The 26,682-nt window shown below is 70.6% G+C and carries 22 protein-coding genes, 1 tRNA gene and 1 pseudogene; 12 read left to right on the top strand and 12 right to left on the bottom strand.

The annotated features are described in order from the left end of the window. Positions 1-27: 27 nt before the first annotated feature. Positions 28-1,416 (bottom strand): class II fumarate hydratase, encoded by a 1,389-nt coding sequence (fumC, locus tag GNT64_RS10740; protein ID WP_156679526.1) that lies wholly within the window; start codon positions 1,414-1,416, stop codon positions 28-30. 455 nt (positions 1,417-1,871) lie between these two features. On the opposite strand from fumC, the pseudogene GNT64_RS21880 reads away from it, so the two are divergent. The 3 genes and pseudogenes from GNT64_RS21880 to GNT64_RS10750 all read left to right on the top strand — a co-directional run. Beyond that, positions 1,872-2,537: pseudogene (locus tag GNT64_RS21880) on the top strand (type III PLP-dependent enzyme domain-containing protein); the annotation flags it as partial. Positions 2,538-2,564: 27 nt separating this feature from the next. Next, complete coding sequence (locus GNT64_RS21885; RefSeq protein WP_277873272.1) at positions 2,565-2,954, top strand: type III PLP-dependent enzyme domain-containing protein; 390 nt, start codon at positions 2,565-2,567, stop codon at positions 2,952-2,954. Positions 2,955-3,030: 76 nt separating this feature from the next. Then, positions 3,031-4,119, top strand: coding sequence for a 1,9-bis(guanidino)-5-aza-nonane synthase (locus tag GNT64_RS10750; RefSeq protein WP_156679527.1), 1,089 nt, complete (start codon positions 3,031-3,033; stop codon positions 4,117-4,119). Between the two features lie 186 nt (positions 4,120-4,305). Here GNT64_RS10750 and GNT64_RS10755 read toward each other — a convergent pair whose 3' ends face one another. After that, positions 4,306-5,787, bottom strand: a complete 1,482-nt coding sequence (locus tag GNT64_RS10755; RefSeq protein WP_156679528.1) for a DUF4139 domain-containing protein — start codon at positions 5,785-5,787, stop codon at positions 4,306-4,308. Then, the gene (locus GNT64_RS10760; RefSeq protein WP_231638955.1) at positions 5,787-7,190 is read right to left on the bottom strand and encodes a DUF4139 domain-containing protein; all 1,404 of its coding nucleotides are present in this window, start codon (positions 7,188-7,190) and stop codon (positions 5,787-5,789) included. The genes GNT64_RS10755 and GNT64_RS10760 overlap by 1 nt, the downstream gene beginning before the upstream one ends. A 109-nt stretch (positions 7,191-7,299) precedes the next feature. Between GNT64_RS10760 and GNT64_RS10765 the strand changes: the two genes are divergently transcribed. From GNT64_RS10765 to GNT64_RS10775, 3 genes are all read left to right on the top strand, one after another. Further along, complete coding sequence (locus tag GNT64_RS10765) at positions 7,300-8,886, top strand: tetratricopeptide repeat protein (protein WP_156679529.1); 1,587 nt, start codon at positions 7,300-7,302, stop codon at positions 8,884-8,886. Between the two features lie 88 nt (positions 8,887-8,974). Beyond that, positions 8,975-9,397 carry a putative quinol monooxygenase gene (locus tag GNT64_RS10770; RefSeq protein WP_197276947.1) on the top strand — a complete coding sequence of 141 codons (423 nt, stop codon included), beginning with the start codon at positions 8,975-8,977 and terminating at the stop codon, positions 9,395-9,397. After that, positions 9,394-10,680 (top strand): cytochrome P450, encoded by a 1,287-nt coding sequence (locus tag GNT64_RS10775; protein ID WP_156679531.1) that lies wholly within the window; start codon positions 9,394-9,396, stop codon positions 10,678-10,680. The genes GNT64_RS10770 and GNT64_RS10775 overlap by 4 nt, the downstream gene beginning before the upstream one ends. Positions 10,681-10,737: 57 nt before the next feature. Here the strand turns inward: GNT64_RS10775 and GNT64_RS10780 are convergent, their stop codons facing one another. Further along, entirely contained in the window at positions 10,738-11,157 is a 420-nt protein-coding gene (locus GNT64_RS10780; protein ID WP_156679532.1) for a nuclear transport factor 2 family protein, read from the bottom strand. Between the two features lie 132 nt (positions 11,158-11,289). Here GNT64_RS10780 and GNT64_RS10785 point away from each other — a divergent pair, with 132 nt between their 5' ends. Next, the gene (locus GNT64_RS10785) at positions 11,290-12,216 is read left to right on the top strand and encodes an alpha/beta hydrolase (RefSeq protein ID WP_197276948.1); all 927 of its coding nucleotides are present in this window, start codon (positions 11,290-11,292) and stop codon (positions 12,214-12,216) included. Between the two features lie 19 nt (positions 12,217-12,235). Here the strand turns inward: GNT64_RS10785 and GNT64_RS10790 are convergent, their stop codons facing one another. Next, positions 12,236-13,600, bottom strand: coding sequence for an amino acid permease (locus tag GNT64_RS10790; protein ID WP_156679533.1), 1,365 nt, complete (start codon positions 13,598-13,600; stop codon positions 12,236-12,238). Between the two features lie 44 nt (positions 13,601-13,644). Between GNT64_RS10790 and kynU the strand changes: the two genes are divergently transcribed. The 3 genes from kynU (at position 13,645) to GNT64_RS10805 (ending at position 16,342) form a co-directional block, all read left to right on the top strand. Continuing rightward, the gene (gene kynU / locus GNT64_RS10795; protein WP_156679534.1) at positions 13,645-14,874 is read left to right on the top strand and encodes a kynureninase; all 1,230 of its coding nucleotides are present in this window, start codon (positions 13,645-13,647) and stop codon (positions 14,872-14,874) included. A gap of 187 nt (positions 14,875-15,061) precedes the next feature. Beyond that, positions 15,062-15,727 carry a Ros/MucR family transcriptional regulator gene (locus GNT64_RS22280; RefSeq protein WP_156679535.1) on the top strand — a complete coding sequence of 222 codons (666 nt, stop codon included), beginning with the start codon at positions 15,062-15,064 and terminating at the stop codon, positions 15,725-15,727. Between the two features lie 6 nt (positions 15,728-15,733). Then, positions 15,734-16,342 carry a DUF938 domain-containing protein gene (locus GNT64_RS10805; RefSeq protein ID WP_156679536.1) on the top strand — a complete coding sequence of 203 codons (609 nt, stop codon included), beginning with the start codon at positions 15,734-15,736 and terminating at the stop codon, positions 16,340-16,342. Between the two features lies 1 nt (position 16,343). Here the strand turns inward: GNT64_RS10805 and GNT64_RS10810 are convergent, their stop codons facing one another. After that, on the bottom strand, positions 16,344-17,261 hold the full coding sequence (locus GNT64_RS10810; RefSeq protein ID WP_156679537.1) for a LysR substrate-binding domain-containing protein: 918 nt from the start codon (positions 17,259-17,261) through the stop codon (positions 16,344-16,346). A 103-nt stretch (positions 17,262-17,364) separates the two neighbouring features. Here GNT64_RS10810 and GNT64_RS10815 point away from each other — a divergent pair, with 103 nt between their 5' ends. Beyond that, positions 17,365-17,547: a hypothetical protein gene (locus tag GNT64_RS10815; protein WP_156679538.1), complete on the top strand. Its 183-nt coding sequence runs from the start codon at positions 17,365-17,367 to the stop codon at positions 17,545-17,547. A gap of 110 nt (positions 17,548-17,657) precedes the next feature. Here GNT64_RS10815 and GNT64_RS10820 read toward each other — a convergent pair whose 3' ends face one another. From GNT64_RS10820 to GNT64_RS10845, 6 genes are all read right to left on the bottom strand, one after another. Beyond that, a complete protein-coding gene (locus tag GNT64_RS10820) occupies positions 17,658-19,406 on the bottom strand; it encodes a DUF885 domain-containing protein (RefSeq protein WP_422396585.1) in 1,749 nt (582 codons plus the stop codon). A gap of 55 nt (positions 19,407-19,461) precedes the next feature. Further along, on the bottom strand, positions 19,462-20,868 hold the full coding sequence (locus GNT64_RS10825; protein ID WP_156679539.1) for an amino acid permease: 1,407 nt from the start codon (positions 20,866-20,868) through the stop codon (positions 19,462-19,464). Beyond that, positions 20,865-22,622: a DUF885 domain-containing protein gene (locus GNT64_RS10830; protein WP_156679540.1), complete on the bottom strand. Its 1,758-nt coding sequence runs from the start codon at positions 22,620-22,622 to the stop codon at positions 20,865-20,867. Before GNT64_RS10830 ends, GNT64_RS10825 begins: the two co-directional genes overlap by 4 nt. 101 nt (positions 22,623-22,723) lie before the next feature. Next, positions 22,724-22,799 (bottom strand) — tRNA-Lys (locus tag GNT64_RS10835). A gap of 57 nt (positions 22,800-22,856) precedes the next feature. Further along, positions 22,857-24,950, bottom strand: coding sequence for a TonB-dependent receptor (locus GNT64_RS10840; protein WP_156679541.1), 2,094 nt, complete (start codon positions 24,948-24,950; stop codon positions 22,857-22,859). A 149-nt stretch (positions 24,951-25,099) separates the two neighbouring features. Further along, positions 25,100-25,381, bottom strand: a complete 282-nt coding sequence (locus GNT64_RS10845; protein ID WP_156679542.1) for a hypothetical protein — start codon at positions 25,379-25,381, stop codon at positions 25,100-25,102. Positions 25,382-25,491: 110 nt separating this feature from the next. On the opposite strand from GNT64_RS10845, the gene GNT64_RS10850 reads away from it, so the two are divergent. Then, positions 25,492-26,667, top strand: coding sequence for a winged helix-turn-helix domain-containing protein (locus GNT64_RS10850; protein ID WP_156679543.1), 1,176 nt, complete (start codon positions 25,492-25,494; stop codon positions 26,665-26,667). Positions 26,668-26,682 lie beyond the last annotated feature (15 nt).

Consider the following 26,682-nt stretch of genomic DNA (forward strand, 5'->3'; position numbering starts at 1 on the left):
ACCGGGGTTCGGTTCCCGGCGAGCCCATCACATCCCCAGCATCGCCTGCGGGCGCACCACGCGGTCGAACGTGGCCTCGTCCACCAGCCCCAGCGCGAGGCCGGCTTCCTTCAGGGTCAGCCCTTCGGCATGGGCGTGCTTGGCGATTTTCGCGGCGGCGTCGTAGCCGATCTCGGGCGCCAGCGCCGTCACCAGCATCAGCGATCGATCGAGCAGAGTGGCGATGCGCTCGCGGTACGGCTCCAGCCCGTCCACCGCGCGCAGGCGGAAGCTCTCCATCGCCACCGCCAGCAGGTCGATCGATCGCAGCACGGCCGCGCCGATCATCGGCTTGAACACGTTCAATTCCAGGTGGCCCTGCATCCCCCCGACCGTCACCGCCTGGTGGTTGCCGATCACCTGCGCCGCCACCATCGTCAGCATCTCGCACTGGGTGGGATTCACCTTGCCGGGCATGATCGAGCTGCCGGGCTCGTTCTCCGGCAGGCGCAGCTCGCCCAGGCCGCAGCGCGGGCCGGAGCCGAGCAGGCGGATGTCGTTGGCGATCTTGGTGAGCGCCACGGCGAGCGTGCCGAGCGTGCCGGAGAGATGGACGAGCGGATCGTTGGAGGCGAGCGCCTCGAACGTATTCGGCGCGGAGGCGAACGGCAGCCCGGTGATCGCCGCGATCTCCGCCGCCACGTCCCCGGCGAAGCCGGCGGGGGCGTTCAGGCCGGTGCCCACGGCGGTGCCGCCCTGCGCCAGCAGCAGCATGCCGTGGCTGACGGCAGGCTCGATCCGCACCTTGCAGCGGTGCAGCTGGGCGACGTAGCCGGAGAATTCCTGCCCCAGCGTCAGCGGCGTCGCATCCTGCAGATGGGTGCGGCCGATCTTGACGATGTCGTTCCAGCTCCGCGCCTTGGCCTCCAGCGCGGCGCGCAGGCCCTCCAGCGCCGGCAGCAGCGATCGCGTGGCGGCGAGCGCACAGGCGATGTGGAGGGCGGTGGGAAAGGTGTCGTTCGAGGATTGCGCCATGTTGACATGGTCGTTCGGATGCACCGGCGCCTTGCCGCCGCGCGTGCCGGCCAGCGACTCGTTGGCGATGCCGGCGATCACCTCGTTCACGTTCATGTTCGATTGCGTGCCGGAGCCGGTCTGCCAGATGACGAGCGGGAACTGGTCGTCATGCGCGCCTGCCGCCACCGCCGTGGCCGCCGCCTCGATCGCGTCGGCGATCGTCGAATCGAGGCCATGGCGGCGGTTCACCCGCGCCGCGGCCCGCTTCACCACCGCCAGCGCGTGGACGATGCCCAGCGGCATCCGCTCCGTGGCGCCGAACGGGAAGTTCTCGATCGAACGCTGGGTCTGCGCGCCCCAATAGGCGTCGGCGGGAACCGCGATGGGTCCGAAGCTGTCGGTCTCGGTGCGCGTCGTCATGGGCGGATCCTCGGGCGAATCGGAGCGTGGGCCGGGCGGCGACGGACCGATTCGCGCTCGGTCCGTCGCATTCGTGCATGCCGCGCCGGGCGCGGCCGCGTCACCCCGCTTGCGCGCCGGCGCGGCTCGGCTCATCGTTCAAACCGCCGCGTTCGGCGCGATGGAAGTCACCTGCGTTATAAGACAAACGTGTGACACATAATTGCAACTTTACAGGGGGGATGGCTCTTCCTATATCGCGCTCCCGCTGCCCCATGGGACTTCCACCGCAAGGCAGCTTTCTTGCCAACTGACGCTCCTGGAGGTCCCTTGAATTGCACAAGCATCATAGCGCGCTGGGGCTAGCGACCGCCCAATCGACCGCCGTTCGCGGCATCGACATCGCCAAGCTGTGCCCGGTCCAGCCGGTAACGCTGCTTCGTCCGCACGCCGCGCGTCGGGCTGCCCGCTTCTTCGTGGAGAAGTTCAAGGGCAAGTCGATGTACGCCGTGAAGGCGAATCCCTCGCCGGATCTGCTGAAGATCCTGTGGGAGAGCGGCATCACGCACTTCGACGTCGCCTCGATCGCCGAGGTGCGGCTGGTCGCGTCGACGCTGCCGGGCGCCACCCTGTGCTTCATGCACCCGAAGTGAAGGCCGAGGAGGCGATCGCCGAGGCGTATCACGCACGGCGTCCGCACCTTCTCGCTCGACACGGTGGAGGAGCTGGAGAAGATCGTCCGCGCCACCGGTGGCGCGACCGATCTCACGCTGTGCGTCCGCATGCGCGTCTCGTCCGAGATGTCGAAGCTGAGCCTCGCCTCCAAGTTCGGCGTCGACGCGCGCGAGGCGCGGGACGTGCTGATGGCCACCCGCCAGGTGGCCGACGCGCTGGGCATCTGCTTCCACGTCGGCAGCCAGGCGATGAGCCCGCAAGCCTATGTACAGGCGATGGCGCGCGTGCGCCAGGCGATCGTCGAGGCGGGCGTCACGGTGGACGTGATCGATGTCGGCGGGGGCTTCCCGTCCATCTATCCGGGCATGGAGCCGCCGCCGCTGGAGAGCTATTTCCGCGCCATCCACGACACGTTCGAGAGCCTGCCGATCAGCTATTCGGCGGAGCTCTGGTGCGAGCCGGGCCGGGCGCTCTGCGCCGAATATGCCAGCCTGCTGGTGCGCGTGGAGAAGCGCCGCGGCGACGAGCTCTACATCAACGACGGCGCCTATGGCGCCCTGTTCGATGCGGCGCATGTCGGCTGGCGTTTCCCGACGACCCTGCTGCGCGAGCCGGAAAGCGAGGTGCGGGACATGCCGTTCAGCTTCTACGGCCCGACCTGCGACGACATGGATCACATGGCCGGCCCGTTCCTGCTGCCGGCCGACGTGCATGCGGGCGACTATATCGAGATCGGCATGCTGGGCGCCTATGGCTGCGCGATGCGCACCGGCTTCAACGGCTTCACCGCCGGCGAGAGCGTGATCGTGGCCGACGAGCCGATGGCGAGCGTGTATGTGGCGGCCGAGCCGGTGGCGGTTCCGTCGAACGTCATCAAGCTGTAAAGCTGCCGAAGCACTGCGGCGTCGCCCCGCCCCCGCGGGACGGCGCCGCTTTTCATTTGTATTCCGGAGAGCATCCATGACCGACGCGACCCCCGCCGAAGCCGGCATCAACGACACCCGCAAGGCGGAACTGCTCTCCACCCAGGTCGAGCATATCGACATCCGCTCGTTCGACGCGCGCCCGATCGTCGAGGCGATGGGCAAGATGAGCTTCACCAGCCGCGATCTCGCCCGCGCCACCGGCATCTACAACCAGATGCTGGCCGATCCGGACTGCACGGTGGTGCTGGTGATCGCCGGCTCCACCTCGGCCGGCGGCTGCATGGACCTGTATGCCGAACTCGTCCGCTCGAACATGGTCGACGTCGTCGTCGCGACGGGTGCGTCGATCGTCGACATGGATTTCTTCGAGGGGCTCGGCCACAAACATTATCAGGCGCTGGAGGTGCCGGACGACGACACGCTCCGCTCGCTCTACATCGATCGCATCTACGATACCTATATCGACGAGGAGCAGCTGCAGGACTGCGACTTCACGATCAACAAGATCGCCAACGCGCTGGAGCCGAAGCCCTATTCCAGCCGCGCCTTCATCCGCGAGATGGGCAAGTATCTGGTCGAGCACGGCAAGAAGGAGAACAGCCTCGTCAAGCTCGCCTACGAGCATGACGTGCCGATCTTCTGCCCGGCCTTCGTCGACTCGTCCGCCGGCTTCGGCCTGGTCAAGCATCAGGTCGACAACATGAAGGCCGGCCGCCCCTACATGGTGCTGGACGCCATCGCCGATTTCCGCGAGCTGACCGACATCAAGATCAAGGCCGGCACCACCGGCCTGCTGATGATCGGCGGCGGCGTGCCGAAGAACTTCATCCAGGACACGGTCGTCTGCGCCGAGATCCTGGGCCACGAGGATGTCGAGGTGCACAAATATGCCGTGCAGATCACGGTGGCGGACGTGCGCGACGGCGCCTGCTCCTCCTCCACGCTGCAGGAGGCGGCGAGCTGGGGCAAGGTGAACACCGGCATCGAGCAGATGGTGTTCGCCGAGGCCGGATCGGTGATGCCGCTCCTCGCCTCCGACGCCTATCACCGCCGCCTGCGCGAAGGCCGCGAGCCGAAGCGCTGGGCCAGGCTGTTCGAGTCGGCCGACGCCAACCAGGGCTGACGTTCAGCTAGGGGCGCGGCGCTTCGTAGTTCCCTCCCGTCGCTCCAGCGCAGGCTGGAGCCTGTTTCTCCAACCGCAAAAGACGGCTTTGAAGGTGAGAGACATGGGTTCCAGCCTTCGCTGGAATGACGGCGAAAGTCGCGAGGCAAGCTCTTGGCATTGCCTTAAACAGCGGCCCGCGACCGTTCAGCGATAGGTGAAGCTCAGGGTGGCGGTGCCGTTCGCCGGCAGCGCCACCTTCCACGTCTGGATGCCGTCGATGCGCGGCAACGGCGCGCTTGCCCGCGTCGCGTCCGGCTGGCCGGGCCAGCCGATCGGCACCTCCACGTTCGCCGGAAACGGGTTGGCGTTCGCCACCGTCAGGGTCATGCGCCTGTTCGCGCCTGTCGTCTGGTCCAGCGTCACCTGGCGGCTGGTGCCGGCGGCGATGGCGAAACGCTCGCCCTTGGCGGTGTCGCCGATCGTGCCGATGCCGGCGAGCAGCCGCTCCTCCCCGCGCCGCCCGTAGAGCGAGGTGGAGCCGGCGGGGAGCGGATAGCCCAGCCCGCTCGCCTCGTCGTTCCGCATGCGCAGCAGGATGCGCGCGGGCCGGCCGGCGACGCTCTGCCCCGGCGAGGCGGGGATGCGATAGACCCGCTCGAACGGGATGCCGCTCTTCTCCAGCAGGGCCACCTGTTTCTGGCCGTTCGACGCGATCGTCACCCGCTGCGGCACGCGATAGAGCTTCAGGTCGCCGAGATCCTCAGGGGGCGGCGGCGGTGGCGGCGGCGGCGCCGCGGGCACAATCGCCGGCGGCGCGGCGAAGGCGCGCCTGGCGGTGAGGACGATCTGGTCCCGCATCTCGGGCGGCGGCTCCGGCGATCGAAGGTCCGACGTGGTCGTGCCGAGCGGATAGCAGGTGAGAGACAGTCGCGCCGCCGCCGCGCGCAGCGGCTCCACCCGCTCGCGGTTCAGCCGCCCGGCCACGGCCTGGGTCGCCGCGTCGGGGAAACGCTCGGCATTGGCGTTGGCGAGCGTCAGCCAGGCGAACAGGTCCAGCGTGCGGCCGTCCGGCGCGATCGTCGCGACGTAGCTGGCGCTCCAGTCGAACGCCCCGCTCAGATAGGAGAGCGTCACGCGCGCGGCGCCGGCGCGTGGGCTGCGCACCCGCACGCTCAGCGTTGGTGTGGCGGAGAGGTCGGCCGGCACGCCGCCATAGGCCGGCTTCTCGGCGAGGCCGGAGCAGCCGAGCGTGACGATGCCCGTCGCCATCCGCAGCACCACGCCGCCTTCCGGGCCGGCGACGATCTCCGCCTCCTCCTCGCGCACGGCACCGCTCGTCCGGTCCGTGCGGCGGAGCGTGACGCGGCGGCCCAGCGTGCCGTCCACCAGGGCGGCCGGCGACAGCAGGCGGGCGTCGCGATTCTTCTCGATCACGCCGCCGGGCAGCCCCTCCACGATCGCGCTGGCCGGCACGATGCCGCCGGCCACGCCCTCGAACCGGATCTCGCTGTCGCCGGCCGGCAGCATCACGGTCCGCGTCTCCGTCACCAGCGCGAAGCCGCCCAGGAAGCGCAGGTCCATCGGCCGGTCGCGGCCGCGGCCGGGATCGCGATAGACCGTCACCGCCAGCGCCTCCGGCGCGGACGACACGATCGTCGCGGCGCCGAGCAGCGCCAGCGCGATCATCAGTAGCGCGTCTCGAACGTGGCGGTGACGATCGCCTCGCCATTGGCCGGCACCGGCACCTGCCAGCGCACGGTGTCCGCGTCGTGCGGCACGCTGTTCAGGCTCTCGGCCGTCAGCTTCGTGTCGGTCCACCACCATGGCACGCCGGCCTGCACCAGATCGACCGTCACCGGCCTGGCCTTCGCGTTGGTCAGCACGTAGCGCATCGTCGTGCGCCAGCGGGCGGGGCCGATCCGCTCGCGCGCCTGCACGGTGGGCTGCACCTTCACGTCGAAGGCGTCGCCGGTGCGGATCGACAGAGTGGAGCCCTGCGGTGTGTGATCAATGCGGTTCTCGCCGGTGAACTGCGCCTGGCCGCGGCTGTCCCGCACATAGACGCGCACGGTGCCGGCGGGCAGCGCATCGCCGAGACCCCCCTTGGCCGCGCTGCTGAAGCGCAGCACGCTGGCCGCGCTGTTCGCCTGCTCGCTGCTGCCGTTCCACTCGTTGCGATATTCGTAGCCGCTGCTGGCGGGCGCCCCCTTCACGTCCAGGAAGCTCACCTGCTTGGTCTGCTTGTCGGCGATCATCGTGCGCTCGGCCAGCGGATAGAGGTAGAAGTCGCCCAATTGCTCGCGCGCCGCCGTCTCCGTGCCGGCGCGGCGCATGGGCGCGGCGCGCGGGCGGCCATAATCGGTGCCGTTGCCGCCGTCGCCCACCTCGCCCGCCACCAGCAGGGTGCGGGCGTTGGCGAAGCTGGTGCCGGTCGCGTTGCGCAGCGTGACCCAGCCCTGCACGTCGATGGTGCCGGCCTTCTCGTCGAACAGGGCGACGTAATCGGCGCTCCAGCCCAGCCCGGCGGTGAGGTAGGAGAGCGTCACCGGCCGCGCCCCGCCGCGCTGCGCATCGAGCGTGACGGAGAGCGTGGGGCGGGCGCGCAGGCTTTCCGGCACCCTGTCGAAGATCGCGCGCACCGGCAGGCCGTCATCGCGCAGCACCTCGATCCGCTCGCCGATCTGGAGGACGACGCCGCCGTTCACCGCCAGCACCTTCGCCCGCTCGCGCGTTTCGGCGCCGGTGCCGGGGTTCGTCCGCACCAGCGTGATCGTCTCGCCCACCGCCTTCTCCATCAGGCTGGAGGGGCTGAGCAGGTCATAGTCGAAATTCTGCTCCACCACCGCCACGCCGGCGGCGGCGATCCCCACCGTCTCCGGGCGGATGCGGGCGCTGACGTCCGGAAAACCCTGCTGGCTGCGCCCGCCGGGCAAAGAGAGCGTGCGGGTATCCTGCACCAGCGCGACATCGTTATTGTAGATCGTGACGGAGAGGTCGCCCTGCGCCGTGCGCGCGGGATCGGGCAGGTTCGCCGGCTGCGCCACCACCGCCGCCGCCGGCCACAAGGCCGCCATGATCCAGAGCCGCATGCCCGCCCTTCCCGCTGCCTCGCCTGCGCGCCTTCATGGCCCAGCACCGCGCTTGCGCCAAACGCAAACTGGATTGCCAAGGCCGCCCCGCCCCACCATTCTGCCCGGCATGACGCGGGGAGCAAGGCGGGCGGCCGGGCCGGTGGCGGGCACAGGCGCATTGGTGCGCGGCGTGGCGGCCGCGCTCGCCATCGCCGCCGCCATGCCGGCGCACGCCGCCTGGGTGGAGGCGCGAACCGATCACTTCCTGGTCTATTCCGACGATGCGCCGGACAAGGTGAAGGCGCAGGCGGTGGGGCTGGAACGGTTCGATCGCGCGCTCCGCAAGCTGCGCGGCCTGCGCGAATTTGCCAGCGACAAGGCCAATCCGCTGACCGTCTACGTCGTGCCCAACGTGGGCGCCGTGCAGAAGCTGTGCGGCATCCTGGAGGGCAGTCGCAGGGCGTGCAGCAACACCGCCGGCTTCTACGAGGGCCGGGCCGAGGGATCGGTGGCGTTCATGCCGCGCCACGCCGGCACCGGCGGCAAGCTGGATCTCAACGCCCAGATCGTGCTGTTCCACGAATATAGCCACCACATCATGCTGGCGAACTACAGCGCCGCCTACCCGGCCTGGTTCGTGGAGGGCTATGCCGAGTTCAACTCCACCGCCAGCCTGGATGCCGATGGCAGCATCGGCTTCGGCAGGCCGGCGCTGCATCGCGCCTACGGCCTGATCCTCACCCAGCAGCTGAAGCTGCCCGAACTGCTCACCGCCGATCCCGTGCGGCTCCCGCCCGAGAAGCGGGAGTCGCTCTACGGGCGCGGCTGGCTGCTGACCCATTATCTGACGTTCGAGCCGACCCGCAAAGGCCAGCTCGGCACGTATCTGAAGGCGGTCAACGAGGGCAAGGGCAGTCTGGAGGCGGCGAAGGCGGCGTTCGGCGATCTGGCCGCGCTCGATCGGGAGCTGGACGCCTATATTCGGCGCAGGGCGTTCACCTACTTCGTCGTCAAGCCGGACGCGCTGCCCGATTCGGCCGTCGGCGTGCGCATGCTGACGCCCGGCGAGGCGGCGATGATGCCGGTGCGGCTGCGCTCCGATCGCGGGGTGGACGAGGCTGCCGCGGCGGCGGTGGTGGCGGATGCGCGGCGGCTGGCGGCACCTTTCCCCAACGACGCCGGCGCGCAGGCGATGCTGGCCGAGGCCGAATATGACGCCGGCCACGATGCCGAGGCGGAGGCGGCGGCCGATCGCGCGCTGGCCGCCGATCCGAAGAACCGCGCGGCGATGATGTACAAGGGCCGCGTGCTGGTGCGCCGCGCGCGGCAGGCCGATGCCGACGCGGCGGCGTGGCGCACGGCGCGCGGCTGGTTCGTCCGGGCGAACCGTGCCGAGCCGGACGATGCCGCCCCGCTCTACCTGTTCTACCGCAGCTTCCTCAGCGAAGGCGTGACGCCCCCGGCCAATGCCGTGCTGGGCCTGGTCCGCGCGTTCGAGCTTGCGCCGCAGGATGGCGGCCTGCGCTTCATGCTCGCCCGGCAATATCTGATCGACAAACGCTACAAGGATGCGCGCGAGACGCTGGCGCCGCTGGCCTTCGATCCGCACGCGCCCGCCGACAGCCCGGCCGCGACCCTGCTCGCGCTGATCGATCGCAACGATGCGCCGGGCATCGCCGCGATCGTCGGCCAATCCGCCGATCCCGATCGCTGAGACTTTTCGGAACCTGACAAAAAGGCGCGCTACCCTGTCGCGCCGTGCCGTCCGACACTCGCCCGCACATGGCCGGCGGAGAGGGCTGATGATCACCTTGCTATCGATCCACACGGTCGCGCCCGGACGCGAGGAGGAATATGTCGCCATCCAGCAGCGGCTGGCGGCCCTTACCCGCGAGCATGAGCCGCACGTGATCCGCTATGAACATTATCGCGGCACGAAGCCCGGCCAGTTCGTCTCCTTCCTCACCTTTCCGGATCTCGACGCTTTCCTCGCCCACCAGATCGCCGACTATCATGACGACGTGAACTGGGAGGGGCTGTTCATCGAGCATGAGATGCAGTGGCTGGATCCGCTGCCCGGCGCGAACGATCTGGCGCAGAGCGAGATTCCGCCACTGCCCGACGATCTCGATCCCAAAAAGCGCATCTATGCCGAGATGATGCCACCGGCCCGCCCCGCCTGGTGGGGCGGCATCGCCGGGACGAGCGAAGGCGCAGGCGCATGACCGCGCGCTGCCCCTTTGCCAGCCCACAGGACATCGACTTCATGGACCCGGCGGTCCAGGAGAATTGGTACGACGCCTATGCGGTGCTGCACCGCGACGCGCCGGTCTACTACATGCCGGAGATCGGCATGTACGTCGTCACCCGCTACGACGATCTCGACGCGATCCTCCACGATCCCGAACTCTACCTCAACGACTATTCCGACGGATCCAAGCATCCGCTGATCGCCAATCCCGAGGCGCAGGCGCTGTACGAGGCGGAGGGCTGGCCGCGCATCATGCCGCTGTCGTGCAACGTGCCCGAGCACAAGGCCTTCCGCCGGATGGTCGACCCGTTCCTCACCGCCTCCGCCGTGAAGAAGCGGGAGCCGCTGATCCGCGCCGTCGCCAACCGCCTGATCGACGCGTGGATCGGCGACGGCGAGGTGGAGTTCATCCGCGATTTCTGCGAGCCGCTGCCGATGGCGATCATCGCCGAGGCGCTGGGCTTCCCCGCCGTCGATCTGCCGCGCCTCAAGCGCTGGTCCGCCGCGTGGGTGAAGCCGTTCGCGCGCGGGCTGACGGCCGAGGAGGAGATAGAGGCCGTCCGCACCCACATCGAGTTCCAGCATTACATCCACCAGACGGCGCAGGCGAAGCGGGCGAACCCGACCGACGACGTCATCAGCCACCTGGTGCAGGGCGACTATGTCGATCCGGTGAGCGGCGCCGCCCGCAAGCTGACGGACGCGGAGATCATCGGCATCAGCGACCATCTGCTGACCGGCGGCAACGAGACGACCACCTTCGCGCTCGCCAGCGGCATGTGGCTGCTGTTCCAATATCCCGACGTGCATGCCGAGCTGCTCGCCGATCGCCGCAAGATCCGCATCTTCGTGGAGGAAACGCTGCGCATCGAATCCCCGACGCAGGGGCTCTACCGCTTCACCGCGCGCGAGGTGACGCTGCGCGGCGTGACGATCCCCAAGGGATCGGCCGTGCACGTGCGCTACGGCGCCGGCAACCGCGACGCGGCGCGCTTCCCCCAGCCCGAACGTCCGGACCTCGCGCGCCGCAACGCCGCCAGCCACATCGCCTTCGGCGCCGGCGAGCATGTGTGCCCGGGCGGCGCGCTCAGCCGGCTGGAACAGGTGGTGGCGTGGGACATATTGCTCGATCGCGTGCCGAACATGCGGCCGGCGCCCGGCCGCAACGACTATACCCACCTGCCCGGCTTCTGGCTGCGCGCGCTGAAGGCGATGCACGTGGCGTTCGATCCGGCGCCGGTCGCGGCCATGGCCTGAGGTAGACGTCGACGGTCGAGCGACGTCCGCCGACCATCCTCGTCGCCCCGGCGCCCCTCAGCCCGGCCCGATGTGCAGCACCGTCAGGCTGCGGCTGGCGAACATCCAGCGGCCGTCGCGCTTCACCCACTCATCGTCGTAGCGGTTCAGCCAGCGTTCCACCTTGCCCTCGGTGTCGGTGTTCAGCTCGTCCGTATAGGTGTGGCCGCTGGCGCGATCGCCATCCACCGCGATCGCGCCACAACGCTGGAAGTTGATCTGCTTCGGCCAGCCGGGCATCGCCGCCACCCACGCCGCCAGGATCGCGTCGCGCCCCTCCACCCGCTCCATGCCGGGGATGGCCGGCAGCTTCCACACCGCATCCTCCGCCCAGTTGGCGATCCAGGCGTCACCGTCACGGCAGGTGACGGCGTCGCCGTAGCTCGCGACGAGTTCGTGAATGGCGAGGCGATCCTCGGCCGGGCCGCTGAACGGCATGAGATGCATCCTCCTATCGTTGCGGCGCGACCCTGCGCCGCCGCGCCCGCCGCCGGAAGCTGCCCTTAGTCGCAGGCGATTGCGGGGTGGACGCCGATTGCCTAGCCTGACGGTCTATTGCGGGAGCGACCGATGCCGAGCCTGTTTCCGTCCCGCGCCACCCGCCTGGCGATCGCCGCCGGCGCCGCCCTGCTGGCGGGGCTGGCCGCGCTGGCCGCCGCGCCGGGCGCGATCATGCAGTGGCCGGACCTGCTGGACCGGCCGAAGCCGGCGGCGGACCGGCGCATCGCCTATGGCCAGGATCCGCTGCAACATGCCGATCTCTGGCTGCCGGCGGGCAAGCCGCCCTTCCCGGTGGTGCTGATGGTGCATGGCGGCTGCTGGCAGACCGACATCGCCGATGCCGGCATCATGAACTGGATCGCCGACGATCTCCGCGCCCACGGCGTCGCCGTGTGGAACATCGAGTATCGCGGCGTCGACCGGCCCGGCGGCGGCTATCCCGGCACCTTCCGCGATGTCGCCGCCGCCGCCGATGCGCTGCGGCCCGCCGCCGCCCGCTTCGGGCTGCGGGCGGATCGGGTGGTCGTGCTCGGCCACTCGGCGGGCGGGCATCTCGGCCTGTGGCTCGCCGCGCGCGGGCGGCTGCCGCGCGGCAGCGCGCTGCGCACCGCCGATCCGCTGCCGATCGCCACCGCCATCAGCATCGGCGGCCTGCCGGATCTGCAGGCGGCGCAGATCCCGCCCGGCGACACCTGCGGGGTGGAGGCCGTGCGCACGCTGGCCGGCCGCGCGACAACGGATCGCCCGAACGTCTACCGCGATACCTCGCCGGCCGAGCTGATGCCGTTTCCGGCCCGCCAGATCCTGGTCAACGCCACGCGCGATCGCATCGCGCCGCCCGCCTTCGCCGCCGCCTACGCCGCGCGGGCGCGGGCCGCCGGATCGCCCGTGACGCTGCTGACCGTGCCGGACGAGGGCCATGTCGAACTGATCGCCCCCGGCACGAAGGCGTGGGAGACGGAGCGCGCCGCGATCCTGCGCGCGCTCGGCCGATAGGGCGGCGCCGCGGTCCGCCTCAGCCGCCGCGCCGCCGCAGCACGCCCGTATAGAAACGGAAGAAGGCGGCGCTGCCGGCGATGACGATCGCCAGCCCGGCGATCTCGGCCCAGCGGGCGAACAGGATAAGCGCGACCATGCTCGCCATGCCGGCCACCGCCGCCACCGGCAGCGCGCGCAGGCCCAGCGGCGCGCCGAACAGGGCGACGCCGCGCCGCGCCAGCCGCCACGCCGCCGCGCAGGAGAAGACGTAGAGCGCCGCCGTCGCCAGGGTGGAGAGGATCGCCAGCCCCTCGAACGTGCCGGTGACGGCCAGCAGGATCGCCAGCGCGGCGTGGACGATGATCGCCACGTGCGGCGTGTGCGTGGCCGGATGCAGCGCCGCCAGCGGAGACGGCAGCAGCCGATCCCGCGCGAAGGCGAACAGCACGCGCGGCGCGCCGAACAGGTCGCTGGCGATCCACGCCAGGCGGGAGAGCGTGGCGCCGACCAGCAGGACGATGCCGACCGTCGGGCTCACCAGCGCGATGCCGTCGGCCAGCGGCGTCGCGGCGGCCGGGAGGCGCGGGCCGAGCAGCCCCTGCGCCACCAGCTGCACGAGGATGTAGAGGATCGCGACAAAGGCCATCGCGGCGAACAAGGCGCGCGGTATCGTCCGCTGCGGCGTCGCCACCTCGCCGCTCGCGCCAAGCGGCGTCTCCATGCCGCAGAAGGCGAACAGCGCCAGGATCACGGCGCGGCCGAACCCCTCCGGCGGCGGCGGCGTGCCCGCTTGCGCCGGCAGCCCCGGCATGGCGATCAGGCCGACGCACACGAAGATCAGCAGCGGCACCAGCTTCACCACCGTCGCCACGGTGATGAAGCGCGCGGCCGGCGATGCGCCGCGCACGTTGACCCAGGCGAGGCCGCCGATCACCGCCGCGATCAGCCCCGCCCGCACCGGCGGATCGTGCGCCACCGGCGCCAGCGCCGCCACGCCGTCGGCAAAGGCGGCCGCGATGCCGCCGCACGCGAGCACGCTGGAGAGCCACAGCAGCACGCCGGCGACGAAGCCGGCCAGCGGCCCGAACGCCGCCTCGACATAGCCGTAGGAGCCGCCGCTGGTCGGCACCCGGCTGCTCGCCTCGGCGAAGCAGACGACCACGGCCGCCATCGCCAGCGCGCACGCCACATAAGCGAGCGGCGCCTGCGCGCCCGCCGCCCGCGCCATGGCCGACGGCAGCGAGAAGATGCCGGCGCCGACCACGCCGTTGACGATGGCGAAGGCGAGCCCCCAGGTGCCGACCGAGCGGACGAGGCCGCGATCGCGCGCGCTCTCCTGCGTGGCCAGGGTGGCGCGGGCGTGATCGGTCAGGCTGGCCTCCTCGCGGGGGGGTGCGGCGATCGAACGAGCTTGCCCCGCCGCCGCCCACGTCGCAACAGCGCATAATGGCCCGACCCACGCCCGCCGAGATCATCGCCCGCGACGCCGCCGATCCGCTCGCCGCCTTCCGCGATCGCTTCGCGCTGCCGGACGGCGTGATCTACCTCGACGGCAATTCGCTCGGCCCCCTGCCGCGCGCCACCGCCGCGCGGATGGCGCGGGTGATCGAGGGCGAGTGGGGCACGGGGCTGATCCGCAGCTGGAACGAGCATGACTGGATCGGCGCGCCGCAGCGCATCGGCGGCAAGATCGGCCGGCTGATCGGCGCGGCGCCGGGCACGGTGATCGCCACCGATTCCACCTCGGTGAACCTGTTCAAGCTGATCGTCGCCGCCACCGCGCTGAGCCCGGAACGCGGCACGATCCTGACGGAGGCGGGCAATTTCCCGACCGACCTGCACGTCGCGCGGCAGGCGGCGGCGCTGCTCGGCAAGCGCCTGCGCGTGTGCGACACGGCCGATCTGGAGAACGCGATCGATGCCGATACGGCGCTGATTGTGCTGGCGCACGTCCATTATCGCAGCGGCCATCGCCACGACATGGCGGCGATCACCGCGCACGCGGCGGCGCACGGCGCGCGGGTGCTGTGGGATCTCAGCCACAGCGTCGGCGCGGTGCCGCTGGCGCTGGCGGCGGACGGCGTGGAGCTGGCGGTGGGCTGCGGCTACAAATATCTGAACGGCGGGCCGGGCGCGCCGGCCTTTCTCCACGTCGCCGGGCATCTGCACGAGAGGATGCAGTCGCCGATCGCCGGTTGGCTGGGCCACGCCGCCCCGTTCGACTTCGCCGACGCCTACCGCCCCGCGCCGGGCGTGGACCGTTTCCTCGCCGGCACGCCGCCGATGCTGAGCCTGCTCGCGCTGGAAGCGGGCGTCGACCTGATGCTGGCGGCGGACCAGGCGGCGCTGCACGCCAAGGCGCGCGACCTGCACGATCTGTTCGCGGCGGACGTGGCGGCCGAATGCCCGGCGCTCACCCGCATCTCACCCGACGAAGCGGAGCGGCGCGGCAGCCATATCGCCTTCGTCCATTCTGATGCGTTTGCAATCATGCAGGCGCTGATCGCGCGCGGCGTGATCGGCGACTTCCGTTCTCCCGACGTCCTCCGCTTCGGCCTGACGCCGCTTTATTTGCGCCATCGCGACATTCGCGACGCCGTTACTATCCTGTCGGACATCATTACGGGCGAACACTGGCGCGACCCGCGCTTCTTCATCCGCGATCGCGTGACCTGACGCGCGGCAGCCCCGCAGATCGCCGGACTTGACGAGCCTACCCACAACCGCCGCGACCTAGTCGTCACCTATAGGGCCGGCTTGCGCAATGATGATTGCATTGATACGCAACTGTTCTAAAGATGTTACATCGACGGCAAGAAGCGCATCGCTCCTCTCGCCCGCGTTGCCTATCATGAGGCCGAACATGTCCGACGAAACCGCCAGCAGCCCCGAAGACTATCTCGCCCTCACCGCCGATATCGTCTCGGCCCACGTCAGCAACAACCGTGTCGCGGTGGGCGAACTGCCGGACCTGATCGCCTCCGTCCACGCAGCACTCGCCGGACTGGGTGAGGCGCCGGCCGAGGCGGAGCCGCCGAAGCAGGAGCCGGCCGTGTCGGTGCGTGCCTCGATCCGGCCCGACTACATCGTCTGCCTGGAAGACGGCGCCAAGCTGAAGATGCTGAAACGCTATCTGCGCACCAATTTCGACATGAGCCCGGACGAGTATCGCAAGAAATGGGGCCTGCCGTCCGACTATCCGATGGTCGCGCCCAATTATGCGGAGAAGCGCCGCGGCCTCGCCCACGCGATCGGCCTCGGCCGCAAGACGAAGGCCGAGCCGGAAGCGGAGCCCGTCGTCGAGGCGGAGGAGGCGCCGTCGCCCAAGGCCAAGCGCGGGCGCCCGCGCAAGGCGGCCACGCCGAAGACGCCGGCCGACACGACGCCCGCCGAAGAGGCTCCGGTCGAAGCGGCTCCGGTCGAGGCGGCTGCCGAGCCGGAAGCCGCCGCCGAGCCCGCGCCGGCCAAGCCCGCCCGCAAGCCACGCGCGCGCAAGCCGAAGGCGGAAGAGGCGGCGACCGACGCCTGATCGCCGGTGGCGACGCCCGATCCGCGTCGCCACGCGCCGGCGACCGCGCGCAACGCCGCGCCGATCCTGGCGGTGCTGCATGACATCCTGCCGCCAGCCGGCCTCGTGCTGGAGGTGGCGAGCGGCAGCGGCGAGCACGTGATCCGCTTCGCCGCCGCGCTGCCGACGCTGGACTGGCAACCGAGCGATTCCTCCGCCGACGCCCGCGCCTCAATCGCGGCGTGGACGGCGGAGGCGGCGCCGGCCAACATCCGCCCGCCGCTCGCGCTCGACGCCGCCCGCGCGGACTGGCCGATCGACCGGGCGGATGCCGTGCTCTGCATCAACATGGTCCATATCAGCCCGTGGGCGGCCACCGTCGGGCTGATGCGCGGCGCGGCGCGGGTGCTGGCCGCCGGCGCGCCGCTCCTGCTCTACGGCCCCTATCGCGTCGCCGGCCAGCCGACCGCGCCGAGCAACGAGGCGTTCGACGAGAGCCTGCGCCGCACGGACCCGGCCTGGGGGCTGCGCGATCTGGACACCGTCACCGCGTGCGCCGCCGAACACGGCCTATCGCGCGAGGCGGTGATCGCGATGCCGGCCAACAACCTCTCGCTCGTCTTCCGCCGCCTTTAGCTCAGGCGGGCGGCGGGACGAACGGCGCGCCCGCCGCCTCGTGCGCGATCGCCGCGAGCAGCCACTCGCGCAGGCGGCGCACCTTCGGCGTGGCGGCGTGGCGTTCGGGATAGACGAGATAGTAGCTCGTATCGTCATAGGCCGGCGTCTCGGCGAGCGGCACCAGCCAGCCCTCGCGCAGCTCGCGCCGCCAGAACAGGGGCGTCAGCAGCGCCACGCCCTGATCGGCCATCGCCGCCTTCCCCTCGTCGGCCTGCACCTCCAGCCCCAGCCCGGCGCGGCCGGGCACGTGCCGCACATCCGGCACGGCATGGGCGAACCAGTGCCGCCACCACGCCTGTTCCGGGCTGATGAGCGGCACGCGCAGCAGCGCCTCAGGCGAGCCGAGCGCGCCGTGGCGGGCGCGAAACGCCGGGCTGCACATCGGCAGGAAATGCTGGCGAAACAGGAAGTGGCAGCGCAGGCCAGCCCAGCAGCCGGCGCCGCTGCGGATGGCGACATCCACTTCCTCCCGCGCGAAATCGACGAGCGCGTGCGTGCTCTGCACCCGTACCGCCATGTCGGGATGGCCCACCTGGAACTCGCCCAGACGCGGCGCCAGCCAGTTGGAGGCGAAGGTCTGGCCGCTGCTGATCGTCAGCACGTCCTCGCTCTGCCGCCGCGCGATCGAGAAGGCGTCGTCGATGGTGTCGAACGCCTGCGCCACCAGCGGCCCGGCCAGCCGCCCGGCCTCGGTGAGCGTCACGCGCTTCTTCTCGCGGTGGAACAGGGCTAGGCCCAGCCGCTCCTCCAGCACGCGGATCTGATAGCTGACCGCCGCCTGCGTCATGCCGAGCTCGGCTGCGGCGGCGGTGAAGTTCAGGTGCCGCGCCGCCGCCTCGAACACGCGGACGGCGGCGAGAGGGGGTAGGCGGCGCATGAGGGATGATAAGGTCAGCTTGTGAAGTCGGTCCAGCCTTTCGTTGGCGGCGGCGCGCGCTTTGGCCCATCTCGTCCCCACCGCCACCCGCAGGAGACGAACGATGGGAACGATCGACCGCTATGACGACCGCGCCGCCGTGCGTGCCGCTCTGGGCTTCCGCCCGCTCGCCACGCTCAACGCCTTTGTCGCGTGGTGGGGGCAGCACCGCGCGTGGCCGGCGAACGAGCCCGCCCGCATCCCGCCGGAGAGCGCGCGGGCGGCGGCACCGGCGCGCTGCCGCTAGCGCGGTCTGCCGGCAGGTGGAGCCACCTGCCGGCCCGGAAGCCGCGACAGACAAACCCGATCGTGAGACTCTGGCTCGCCTCCCGCTCCGCAGTCGCCGCCCGCGCGGGATCAGAACGCCGCCGTCGCCGCGCCGCCCATCATGCGCTGGCGCAGCAGCGGGATCGGCGGGCCGCCATAGCCCAGGAACGTATCGTGGAACGCCTTCCACGCCGCGCGGCCGCCGCGGCTGGCGGTCCAGTCGTCGCGCAGCTTCTGGATCATCAGCTTGCCCAGCGTATAGTTCAGATAGGCCGGATCGTAGGTGCCGCGCGCGGACTGCTGGTTCGCATTGCCCTCATCCTGATAGCATTGTTCGAGGAACATGGCTTTCGACTGCGCCTGCGTCATCCCCCGCGCATGCAGGCCGATCGCGGAGAGGAAGCGGCAGTCGCGCAGCAGCGCCTCCGATAGCTGGCCGACATGCGTCGCAGGGTCGCCGTTACGCAGTCCGGCATCCCACATCATCTGCTCGCTATAATGCGCCCAACCCTCGGCAAAGGCATAGCCGACGAACACGCGACCGAAGATCGACTTGGACCGGTTGGCGTGAAGAAATTGGAGGAAGTGACCGGGCATCACCTCATGCAGGGATGTGAACAGCAGCACCGGCTCGCCCGGAATATAGGCGTTCTGCACCGCCTTGGTCCACGCCGGATCGGGCGGCGAGATGTAGTAGACAGACGGGATGCCCTTCTCATACGGCCCGGCCGGATCGATATAGGCGCTGTTCTGGCGATTGTAGGGTGGCGATTCCTCCACCAGCGCCTGCTCGGTGCCGGGGATCGTCACCAGATCCTTGGCCAGCACGAAGGCGCGCAGTTCCGGTATCTGTCGGCGTGCGGTGGCCACCGGGCCGCCGGCGCCCTTCACCGCGTTCATCCTGTCCACGCAGGCCTGCATCGTGGCGCCCGGCGCATAGGATGCGCAGGCCGCCTTCAGCGCATCCTGGTTGCGCTTCAGATCGGCGCGGCCCACCGCCTCCAGCCGGTCGAGCGGCGTGTCCACCGCCTCGGTCGCCAGCAGCATGCGCGAGAATCTCTCCGGCCCCAGCGCGAAATCCTGCGTCGCCGTGGCGCGGTTGCTCTCCAGCCAGTCGGCCAGCCCCTTCATCGCCCGCGACGCGGCAACGGTGGCGGCGGTGAAGTCTGCCTGCAGCGCGGCATCCTTCACGTCGGCGAAGGCGGCTTTCGCGTCGCCGACATAATAGTCCGCGAAGCCCTGGAAGCCCGCCTTGCCATAGTCGATGAAGCTCAGCGGCATCGGCGTCTTCAGGTTCGCGCGGATCTGCGCGGCGGCCGCCGGCACGCGTCTGGCATAAGCGATGAAGGCCTTCATCCGCGTCGCCTTGTCCGCATAGGGTCGCGCGATGTAGACGTTCGGGTCGAGCCCGTTGCCGATATAGTAAGCCGGGTTGCGGTGCGGCTGATCGGCATCCTCCAGCCAGAACAGCCGGCCCTCGGCCACCTTCACCAGATAGTCGCGCTCCAGCCGCTGGTCCGGGTTCAGCGCGGCATCGGGAAAGGTCTTCGCCTTCGCGATGGCGGCGCGCAGATAGTCTCCGGTCGCCTTCAGCCCGGCGTCGCTCCAGTCCGGCAGCCGCCCGTCGAAGTCGTGGCGGCCCTGATAGACGGCGAACGAGGGATCATGCCCGAAATAGCCGGTCAGGAAGCTGTCGACGAAGGCGGCGAAGCCCGCGTCGGCGGCGGCCGCCGCGGTCGCCTTGCTCGCCATGGTCGGTGCCGCCGCCCCGGCGCCGATGCTGCTGCCGGCCAGCGCGACCATCGCGGCCACGGGCAGGATGCCAAATCCCCTTTTCATCATGCGACTTCCTTTTTCTCGATTGGCGCCAGCTTGCTGCCGCCGATCGGGCAGGTCAACCGGCCGACCGGCCGAGCAGGCTGTGCCGCCGCCCATAGGCCAGGTAGACGATCAGCCCCGCCGCGTTCCACAGCAGGCACCACAGCAGCGTCTTCGTCGGCAGGCTGGCGAACAGGTACAGGCAGCCCAGTATCGCGCCGAGCCCGACGAGCGTGCCCAGCGGAGCGCGGAACGGGCGCGGCGCGTCCGGCGCCCGCCGCCGCAGCACCAGCAGGCACAGGCCGACCGAGGTGAAGGCGATCAGCGTGCCGGCATTGGCGAGCGCCGCGATCTGGTCGATCGGCAGGAAGCCGGCGAGGATCGCCACCAGCACCGCCGTCACGATCGTGATCCGCACCGGCGTGCCGCGGCGCGAGAGGCGGGCGAGGCCGGCCGGCAGGAACCCGTCCCGCGCCATCACGAGGAAGATGCGGCTCTGCCCGTAGAGGAAGCCCAGCAGCACCGTGGGCAGCGCGATCACAGCCGCCACGCCCACGATCCGCGCGACGCCGCCCTGCCCCATCTCGCGCAGGATCAGCGCCAGCGGCTCCGGGCTGTCGGCGAAGCGGGTATAGGGCAGCGCGCCCACGGCGGCGGCGGCCACCAGCACGTACACGGCGGTGCACACCAGCATCGATCCGACGATGCCGATCGCCAGGTCGCGCTCCGGCCGCTTGGTCTCCTCGGCGGCGGTGGCGATCGCATCGAAGCCGTAGAAGGCGAAGAAGATGATCGCCGCCGCCGCCATCACGCCGCGCTCCACCCCGTCCGGCCCCATCGCCTTGGCGAAGCCGTGGGGGCTGAACGGGTGCAGGTTCGCGGCGTCGAACGCCGGCAGCGTCACCGCCACAAATAGCGCGAGCGTCGCGATCTTGATGAGCACCAGCACCGCGTTTAGCCGTGCGCTCTCCTTGGTGCCCAGGGTCAGCACGCCGGCCACCACCGCGATGATGAAGATCGCCGGCAGGTTCACCACGCCGCCCAGCGACGGCCCTTGCATCAGCGCCTGCGGCATGCCGACCGTGGCGAGCAGCGGCGCCGCATAGCCCGACCAGCCGACCGCCACCGTGGAGACGACGAGCGAATATTCCAGCATCAGGCTCCAGCCGACCACCCAGGCGAACACCTCGCCCAGCACGGCGTAGCTGTAGCTGTAGGCGCTGCCCGCCGCCGGCATCATCGTGGCGAGCTCCGCGTAGCAGAGTGCCGCGCAGGCGCAGATCGCCCCGGCGATCGCGAAGGAGACGAGCACCGCCGGCCCCGCCCGGTCCGCCCCCACCCCGATCAGGGTGAGTATGCCGGTGCCGACGATCGCGCCCACGCCCAGCGCCAGCAGATGCGGCCAGGAGAGCGTCGGCACCAGCCCGCGCCCCTCGCCCCGCGCGCCCGCGTCGAACGGCTTGCGCCGCAACAGGCCGCTCACGAGGCGGCCGCCCCGCCGGCCTGCCCGTCGATCCAGCCCTGCACCTGCGCGTCCAGCACGTCGAGCGGCACGGCCCCCTGCCCCAGCACGACATCGTGGAAGCGGCGGAGATCGAATTTCGGGCCGAGCGCCTTCTCGGCCCGCGCGCGCAGCTCGCGGATCTTCAGCTCGCCCAGCTTGTAGGCCAGCGCCTGCCCCGGATTGGCGATGTAGCGGTTCACCTCCGCCTCGATATTGGCGGCGCTCAGCGCGCTGTTGTCGGTCATGAAGGCGATCGCCTGGGCCTTCGTCCAGCCCTTGGCGTGGATGCCGGTATCCACCACCAGCCGGCAGGCGCGCCACATCTCGTAGCTCAGCCGGCCCATGTCCTTCTCGGGCGTGTCGTACAGCCCCATCTCGATGCCCAGCCGCTCGGAATAGAGCCCCCAGCCTTCCACGAAGGCGGTGAAGAAGGCGGCATATTTGCGGAACGGCGGCAGATCCAGCTCCTGCTGCACGCTGATCTGCTGGTGGTGGCCGGGCACCGCCTCGTGCACGGTGAGCGCCGGGATCTCGAAGAAGGGCCGCTGATCCAGCTTCGAGGTGTTGACCCAGTAGGTGCCGGGCAGGCCGCTCTCCAGATTGCCGTCGGTGTAGTAAGCGGTGGTCGTGCCCTCCGCCGTCTCGGCCGGGATCTCGCGCAGCGTGTAGGGCAGGCGCGGCAGATAGCCGAACAGCGACGGCATCTTGCCGTCGATGATCTTGGCGACGCGGGCGTTGGCGCGCATCAGCTCCTCCGGGGTCTTCGCGTAATAGACCGGATCGGTGCGCAGCCTGGCGATGAACGCCGCCCGGCTCGGATAGCCGGCCTTGGCCGCCAGCGCGTCCATCTCGCCGCGGATGCGCGCCACCTCGCTCAGCCCCAGCGCGTGGATCTGGTCGGGCGTCAGCGTCGTCGTGGTCTGCTGCCGCACGCGGAAGGCGTAGTAAGCGGCGCCGCCCGGCTCGGCCGAGGCCGCCGGCGATTTCGCGCATTTCGGCGCATAGTCCCGCGTGTAGAAGGCCAGGAAGGCGGTGTTGGCGGGGTTCAGCGATCCGGTGATCGCCGCCCGCGCACGCGCCTGCAGCGCGCTCCACTCGGCCGCGGTCGCATCCGCCGGCCGGGCGCGGGTGAACGGCTCATAGGCGCGGGCCTTCGTCGGGTCGGTGACGATCAGGCCCGATATCGTCTTCTCGAACCCGGCCATCGCCTCGCACGGCAGGGTGTAGCCGCCCGCCACCGCCGCCTTCGTCACGGCGATCATCTCCGCATTCACCGCCGGATATTTCTCGTACCGGGTGACGAGGCTGACATAATCGGCCTTGGTGAGCAGCGGCACGTAATCGCCCAGGCTGGCGACATCCTGGTGCGGGCCGTTGCGGTTGGTGAACAGCATCATCCGCTGGCCGAAACCGTTCGCCTCCACCTGCTCGCTCAGCAGACGCCGCAGGATCGCCTTGTTGCCGCGCTGGGCAGGGGTGAGGCTGGCGTCCGGTATGGCATCCAGCCGCGCGACGAAGCCCTTGGCCTCCGCCGCCCGCCGGTCCATCCCCGCGAGCGACAGGTCGTCGAGCTGGTCGTCGTAGCGCCGCTCGCCCAGCCGCGTCGCCATCACCGGATTGTTCTTTAGATACCAGGCCCAGTGCCGCTCGATCAGCCGGTTCAGGTCATCGGCGGGCGTGGCGGCGGCGGGCGCCGCGACGGCAAGAAGCAGGGCGGCAAGGGCCAGGCGCATGATCGATCTTCCCTTTTTGTATTCCGATCCTGGCGAGCCTAGATCGGGCAGGAGAACGATGCCAGTCCCCGGCGGCGGGCGAGGGGCGGCCGCGCCGGGGGTGGTGGGCTCGCCGGGATTCGAACCCGGGACCTACAGATTAAAAGTCCGTTGCTCTACCGACTGAGCTACGAGCCCGCACCAGCGTGGGTCCGCTCCCTATGGGCGGGCGCCGGTGCGGTCAACCGATTGCGCTCAGAAGCTCGCCCGCGCGGTGATGCGGAAGTCGCGGCCCGCCAGCGGCGCGAAATCCTTGAGGAAGGAGGCGTGGCGCCGGGCGTTCACGTCGAAGATGTTGTTGGCCGAGAAGGCGAAGCTCAGCGGCCGCTCCGCGCCCCATGGCCGCAGCGCGATCGTGGCGTTGACTAGGGTGAAGCCGTCCGTCTCCGTCTCCAGGGCGGAGAGGCGATTCTGGTCGTCGGTCCACTCCACCTCCACCCGCCCGTCGATCTTCGGGCTGGTCGCGCCGATGCCGCCGAGCAGCCGCAGCGGCGGGATGCGCGGCGCCGGACCGACGCTCTTGATCTGGGCGTGGACGTAATCGGCCAGGCCGTCCGCCCGCAGCGTCACCGCGCCGACCTTCGCGAGATCGAGCGAGCCCTGCGCCTCGAAGCCGTAGTAGCGCGCGTCGGCCTGTCGCCCCTGATAGACGGGCAGGCCGTCCTCGATCGCGCCCGTTCGGTCCTCGTAGATGAAGTTCGAGAACCAGTTGTGGTAGGCCGACGCCTCGAACGTGTAGCCGTCGCCGCGCCCACGCAGCACCGCCTCCACCCCGTAGGAGCGTTCCTTGCGGAAATCGGGATCGCCGATCTCGAAGGCCTCGGTGCCCGCGTGCGGCCCGTTGGCGAACAGCTCCTCGGCCGATGGCGCCCGCTCGGTGCGGGAGAGGTTCACGCCCAGCCGCCACTGCCCGCCCAGGCCGTAGGATGCGCCGGCGGAGGCGGAGAAGGCGTCGAAGCTGCGCCGCGTGTCGGCGAACTGCGGCTGGTCCACCGTCGGCTTGCCCTGCAGGCTGCTATGTTCGTAGCGCCCGCCCGCCTCCAGCTTCAGCCGCCCGAAATCGAGCTGCTGCAAGGTGAAGATGCCGATCTGCCGCGTGTCGTTGCGCGGCAGGAACGCCTCCTCCCCCACCACGTTGAAGTCGCGCGAGAAATACTGGACGCCGCTCGCGCCCTTCCACGCGCCGTGATCGGCCTGCACCAGTTCCAGCCGCCCTTCCAGGCCCTTGTTGTAGAAGGCGGTGCCGATCGATCCGTCCTCCTCCAGCTCGAAGTGGCGGTAGCTGGCATAGCCGAAGCGGCCGCGGATCGTCTGCAATATGCCACCGCCGGTCTGCACCTCGGTGCGCGCGTCGATGCGGTTCTGCTTCAGGTCCAGCCGCGGCGCCTCCTGCTCCTGCCCCGGCGCGGTCGCGTAGCGGATCGGCACGCCGTAGAGGCTGTCATAATGGCTGTAGGCGATGCCGAAATTGCCCGTATCGGTGATGATCGCGGCGCCGACGCCGGCTGTCCACGTCTCGCCGGCCGAGTTGGGCAGGCGGTTCTTCAAAGCGGCGCTGGCGGCGAAATCGATCTCGTCGTCCGGCGCTGCGGCGGCGGAGGCGAGCGCCTCGGCCCGCGCCTGGCGGGAGAGCACGTGGCCGCCGATGCGCAGGTCGTCCGTCTTCAGGTAGCTGCCGTCCGCGTGCAGCACGATCATCTTGCCCACCGGCACGTCGGCCGCGCCCGCGATCGATCGTTCGTCCGCTGCCGATCCGTAGCTGGCGATCGCGTCGATGTGGATCGGCTCGTCCGGCACGGCGCGCGGGATGCGCTTGTCGATGACGTTGACGACGCCGCCGATCGCCGCCGATCCGTAGAGCAGGGCCGCCGGCCCGCGCAGCACCTCCACCCGGTCCGCCAGCAGCGGATCGATCACCACCGCGTGATCGACGCTGGTGTTCGATACGTCGATCGATCCGATGCCGTCGGTCAGCACGCGCACCCGCTCGCCTTGAAGGCCGCGTAGAACCGGGCGCGAGGCGTTGGGGCCGAACGAGGTGGCGGAGACGCCGGGCGTGCGCGCCAGCGTCTCGCCGATCGTCGGCCGCAGCGCCTGGGTGAGATCGGCGCCCTGCAGGATCGCCACGCCGGAGAGCACGTCCGCACGATCGCGCTGGAACGGCGCGGTAACGATGATCTCGGCCGGCGGCGCCGCGTGGTAGGTGGAGCCGGCGGGCGCCTCCTCCGCCAGAGCCGGTCCGGAAAGCGCCGCCAGCGCCACGCCGCCGAGGAAAAGGGATCGTCTCATGCCGCCACCTGTTCGATAATGATATAACATTGCATCCGGGGCGCAAGTACGATCGGCCCTGGCCCCTGCTAGCGGGACTGGGACGGGGATACAATATAACATTCTGCAATCGAAACTGGGCGACGGTGGAGCGGCGCACCGCCCCCATGTCACAGGGAGCTGGGATGATCCGGTACGGCCGCCTCGTCCGCCGCGCGCGCTACCGCCTCGGTCTGCGCCTCCGCGCCCTCGTGCGGCACCGGCACGTCGATCGGGCTGTTGCGGGTTGTGCCGGTGGTGGTGTGCGGCGCCGCCGCGGCCGCGCTCGCGCCGCCGAGGCCACCGCCGCCCGCCACCTCGCCAGCAAGATCCTGGAGCGCCGCCGCCGGCTCGCCCACCTCGGTGCGGTCGACGATCTCCTCGGGGGCGTTGTTCGGCTGCTGATCGGCCATGATGTGTCTCCTCGCATGTTCAACGAGTCGGCCCGCCCGGCGATCCGCGCCTCGCCGCTCTGGCGAAGCGATCCGCCGCCGTTCATAGGCGGAGCCGAGGAGGCGCGACGATGACGGAGCAGATCTCGCCGGCGCTGGCCAGGCGCATCGCGCTGGCCGCGCAGGGCTTCGCCGATCCACGCCCGCTCGTCGGCCAGCGGCGCCACCTGCTGCGCACGATCGCGCGGCTGGGCCTGCACCAGATAGACAGCGTCAACGTGCTCGTCCGCGCCCATTATCTGCCCGCCTTCTCGCGCCTCGGCCCCTATGATCGCGCGCTGATCGAGGAGGCGGCGTGGGGGCCGCGCCGCGCGCGCCGGCTGTTCGAATATTGGGCACACGAGGCGTCGCTGCTGCCGCTCGCGATGCACCCGCTGCTGCGCTGGCGCATGGCGCTGGCCGATCGCGGGGCGATCGGCTGGGGATCGCTGCGCCGCTACGCCGTCGATCAGCGCGCCGACGCGATGGCGCTGCTCGATCGCATCCGTGGCGAAGGCCCGCTCGCCGCTTCGGATGTAGAGGAGGGCCGCAGCCGCGCCGGCTGGTGGGCGTGGGGCGAGAGCAAGCGCGCGCTGGAATGGCTGTTCTGGGCCGGGCACGTCACCACCGCCACCCGTCGCGGCAGCTTCGAGCGGGTCTACGACGTGCCCGAGCGCGTCATCCCGCCGGCCGTCCTGGCGCTGCCGACGCCGCCGCCGGCCGGGGCGCAGCGGGCGCTGATCGCCCACGCCGCCGGCGCGCTGGGGATCGCCACCACGATCGAGCTGCGCGACTATTTCCGCCTGTCGCCGGAGGATGCGCGCGCGGCCATCGCCACGCTGGCGGAGGAAGGCGTCCTGCTGCCGGCGGCGGTGCCGGGCTGGCCGGCCGCCACATGGCTGCACCGCGATGCCCGCCGCCCGCGCCGGATCGCGGCCGCCGCCCTGCTCGCCCCATTCGATCCGCTGATCTGGGAGCGGGCGCGGGCCGAGCGGCTGTTCGGCTTCCGCTATCGCATCGAGATCTACACGCCGCAGGCCAGGCGCCAGCACGGCTATTACGTGCTGCCCTTCCTGCTCGGCGACCGGCTGGTCGCGCGCGTCGACCTGAAGGCCGATCGCGCCGCCTCGCGCCTGATCGTCCAGTCGCTGCACCGCGAGCCCCATGCGCCCGACGAGACGCTGCCGGCCCTCGCCGACGAACTGGCCACGATGGCGCACTGGCTGGGGCTGGAGGCGGTGACGATGCCCGGTCGCCCGGTCGCTTGAATGTTCTGCGGACGG

The sequence above is a fragment of the Sphingomonas profundi genome (genome assembly GCF_009739515.1).
Lineage (GTDB): Bacteria > Pseudomonadota > Alphaproteobacteria > Sphingomonadales > Sphingomonadaceae > Alterirhizorhabdus > Alterirhizorhabdus profundi.

What these genes read in the sequence shown, in the direction of transcription:
- fumC (WP_156679526.1), bottom strand. Translation starts at nt 1,416, where the DNA reads ATGACGACGCGCACCGAGACCGACAGCTTCGGACCCATCGCGGTTCCC.
- GNT64_RS10750 (WP_156679527.1), top strand. Translation starts at nt 3,031, where the DNA reads ATGACCGACGCGACCCCCGCCGAAGCCGGCATCAACGACACCCGCAAG.
- GNT64_RS10755 (WP_156679528.1), bottom strand. Translation starts at nt 5,787, where the DNA reads ATGATCGCGCTGGCGCTGCTCGGCGCCGCGACGATCGTGTCGTCCGCG.
- GNT64_RS10760 (WP_231638955.1), bottom strand. Translation starts at nt 7,190, where the DNA reads ATGCGGCTCTGGATCATGGCGGCCTTGTGGCCGGCGGCGGCGGTGGTG.
- GNT64_RS10765 (WP_156679529.1), top strand. Translation starts at nt 7,300, where the DNA reads ATGACGCGGGGAGCAAGGCGGGCGGCCGGGCCGGTGGCGGGCACAGGC.
- GNT64_RS10770 (WP_197276947.1), top strand. Translation starts at nt 8,975, where the DNA reads ATGATCACCTTGCTATCGATCCACACGGTCGCGCCCGGACGCGAGGAG.
- GNT64_RS10775 (WP_156679531.1), top strand. Translation starts at nt 9,394, where the DNA reads ATGACCGCGCGCTGCCCCTTTGCCAGCCCACAGGACATCGACTTCATG.
- GNT64_RS10780 (WP_156679532.1), bottom strand. Translation starts at nt 11,157, where the DNA reads ATGCCGTTCAGCGGCCCGGCCGAGGATCGCCTCGCCATTCACGAACTC.
- GNT64_RS10785 (WP_197276948.1), top strand. Translation starts at nt 11,290, where the DNA reads ATGCCGAGCCTGTTTCCGTCCCGCGCCACCCGCCTGGCGATCGCCGCC.
- kynU (WP_156679534.1), top strand. Translation starts at nt 13,645, where the DNA reads ATGGCCCGACCCACGCCCGCCGAGATCATCGCCCGCGACGCCGCCGAT.
- GNT64_RS22280 (WP_156679535.1), top strand. Translation starts at nt 15,062, where the DNA reads ATGTCCGACGAAACCGCCAGCAGCCCCGAAGACTATCTCGCCCTCACC.
- GNT64_RS10810 (WP_156679537.1), bottom strand. Translation starts at nt 17,261, where the DNA reads ATGCGCCGCCTACCCCCTCTCGCCGCCGTCCGCGTGTTCGAGGCGGCG.
- GNT64_RS10815 (WP_156679538.1), top strand. Translation starts at nt 17,365, where the DNA reads ATGGGAACGATCGACCGCTATGACGACCGCGCCGCCGTGCGTGCCGCT.
- GNT64_RS10820 (WP_422396585.1), bottom strand. Translation starts at nt 19,406, where the DNA reads ATGAAAAGGGGATTTGGCATCCTGCCCGTGGCCGCGATGGTCGCGCTG.
- GNT64_RS10830 (WP_156679540.1), bottom strand. Translation starts at nt 22,622, where the DNA reads ATGCGCCTGGCCCTTGCCGCCCTGCTTCTTGCCGTCGCGGCGCCCGCC.
- GNT64_RS10840 (WP_156679541.1), bottom strand. Translation starts at nt 24,950, where the DNA reads ATGAGACGATCCCTTTTCCTCGGCGGCGTGGCGCTGGCGGCGCTTTCC.
- GNT64_RS10845 (WP_156679542.1), bottom strand. Translation starts at nt 25,381, where the DNA reads ATGGCCGATCAGCAGCCGAACAACGCCCCCGAGGAGATCGTCGACCGC.
- GNT64_RS10850 (WP_156679543.1), top strand. Translation starts at nt 25,492, where the DNA reads ATGACGGAGCAGATCTCGCCGGCGCTGGCCAGGCGCATCGCGCTGGCC.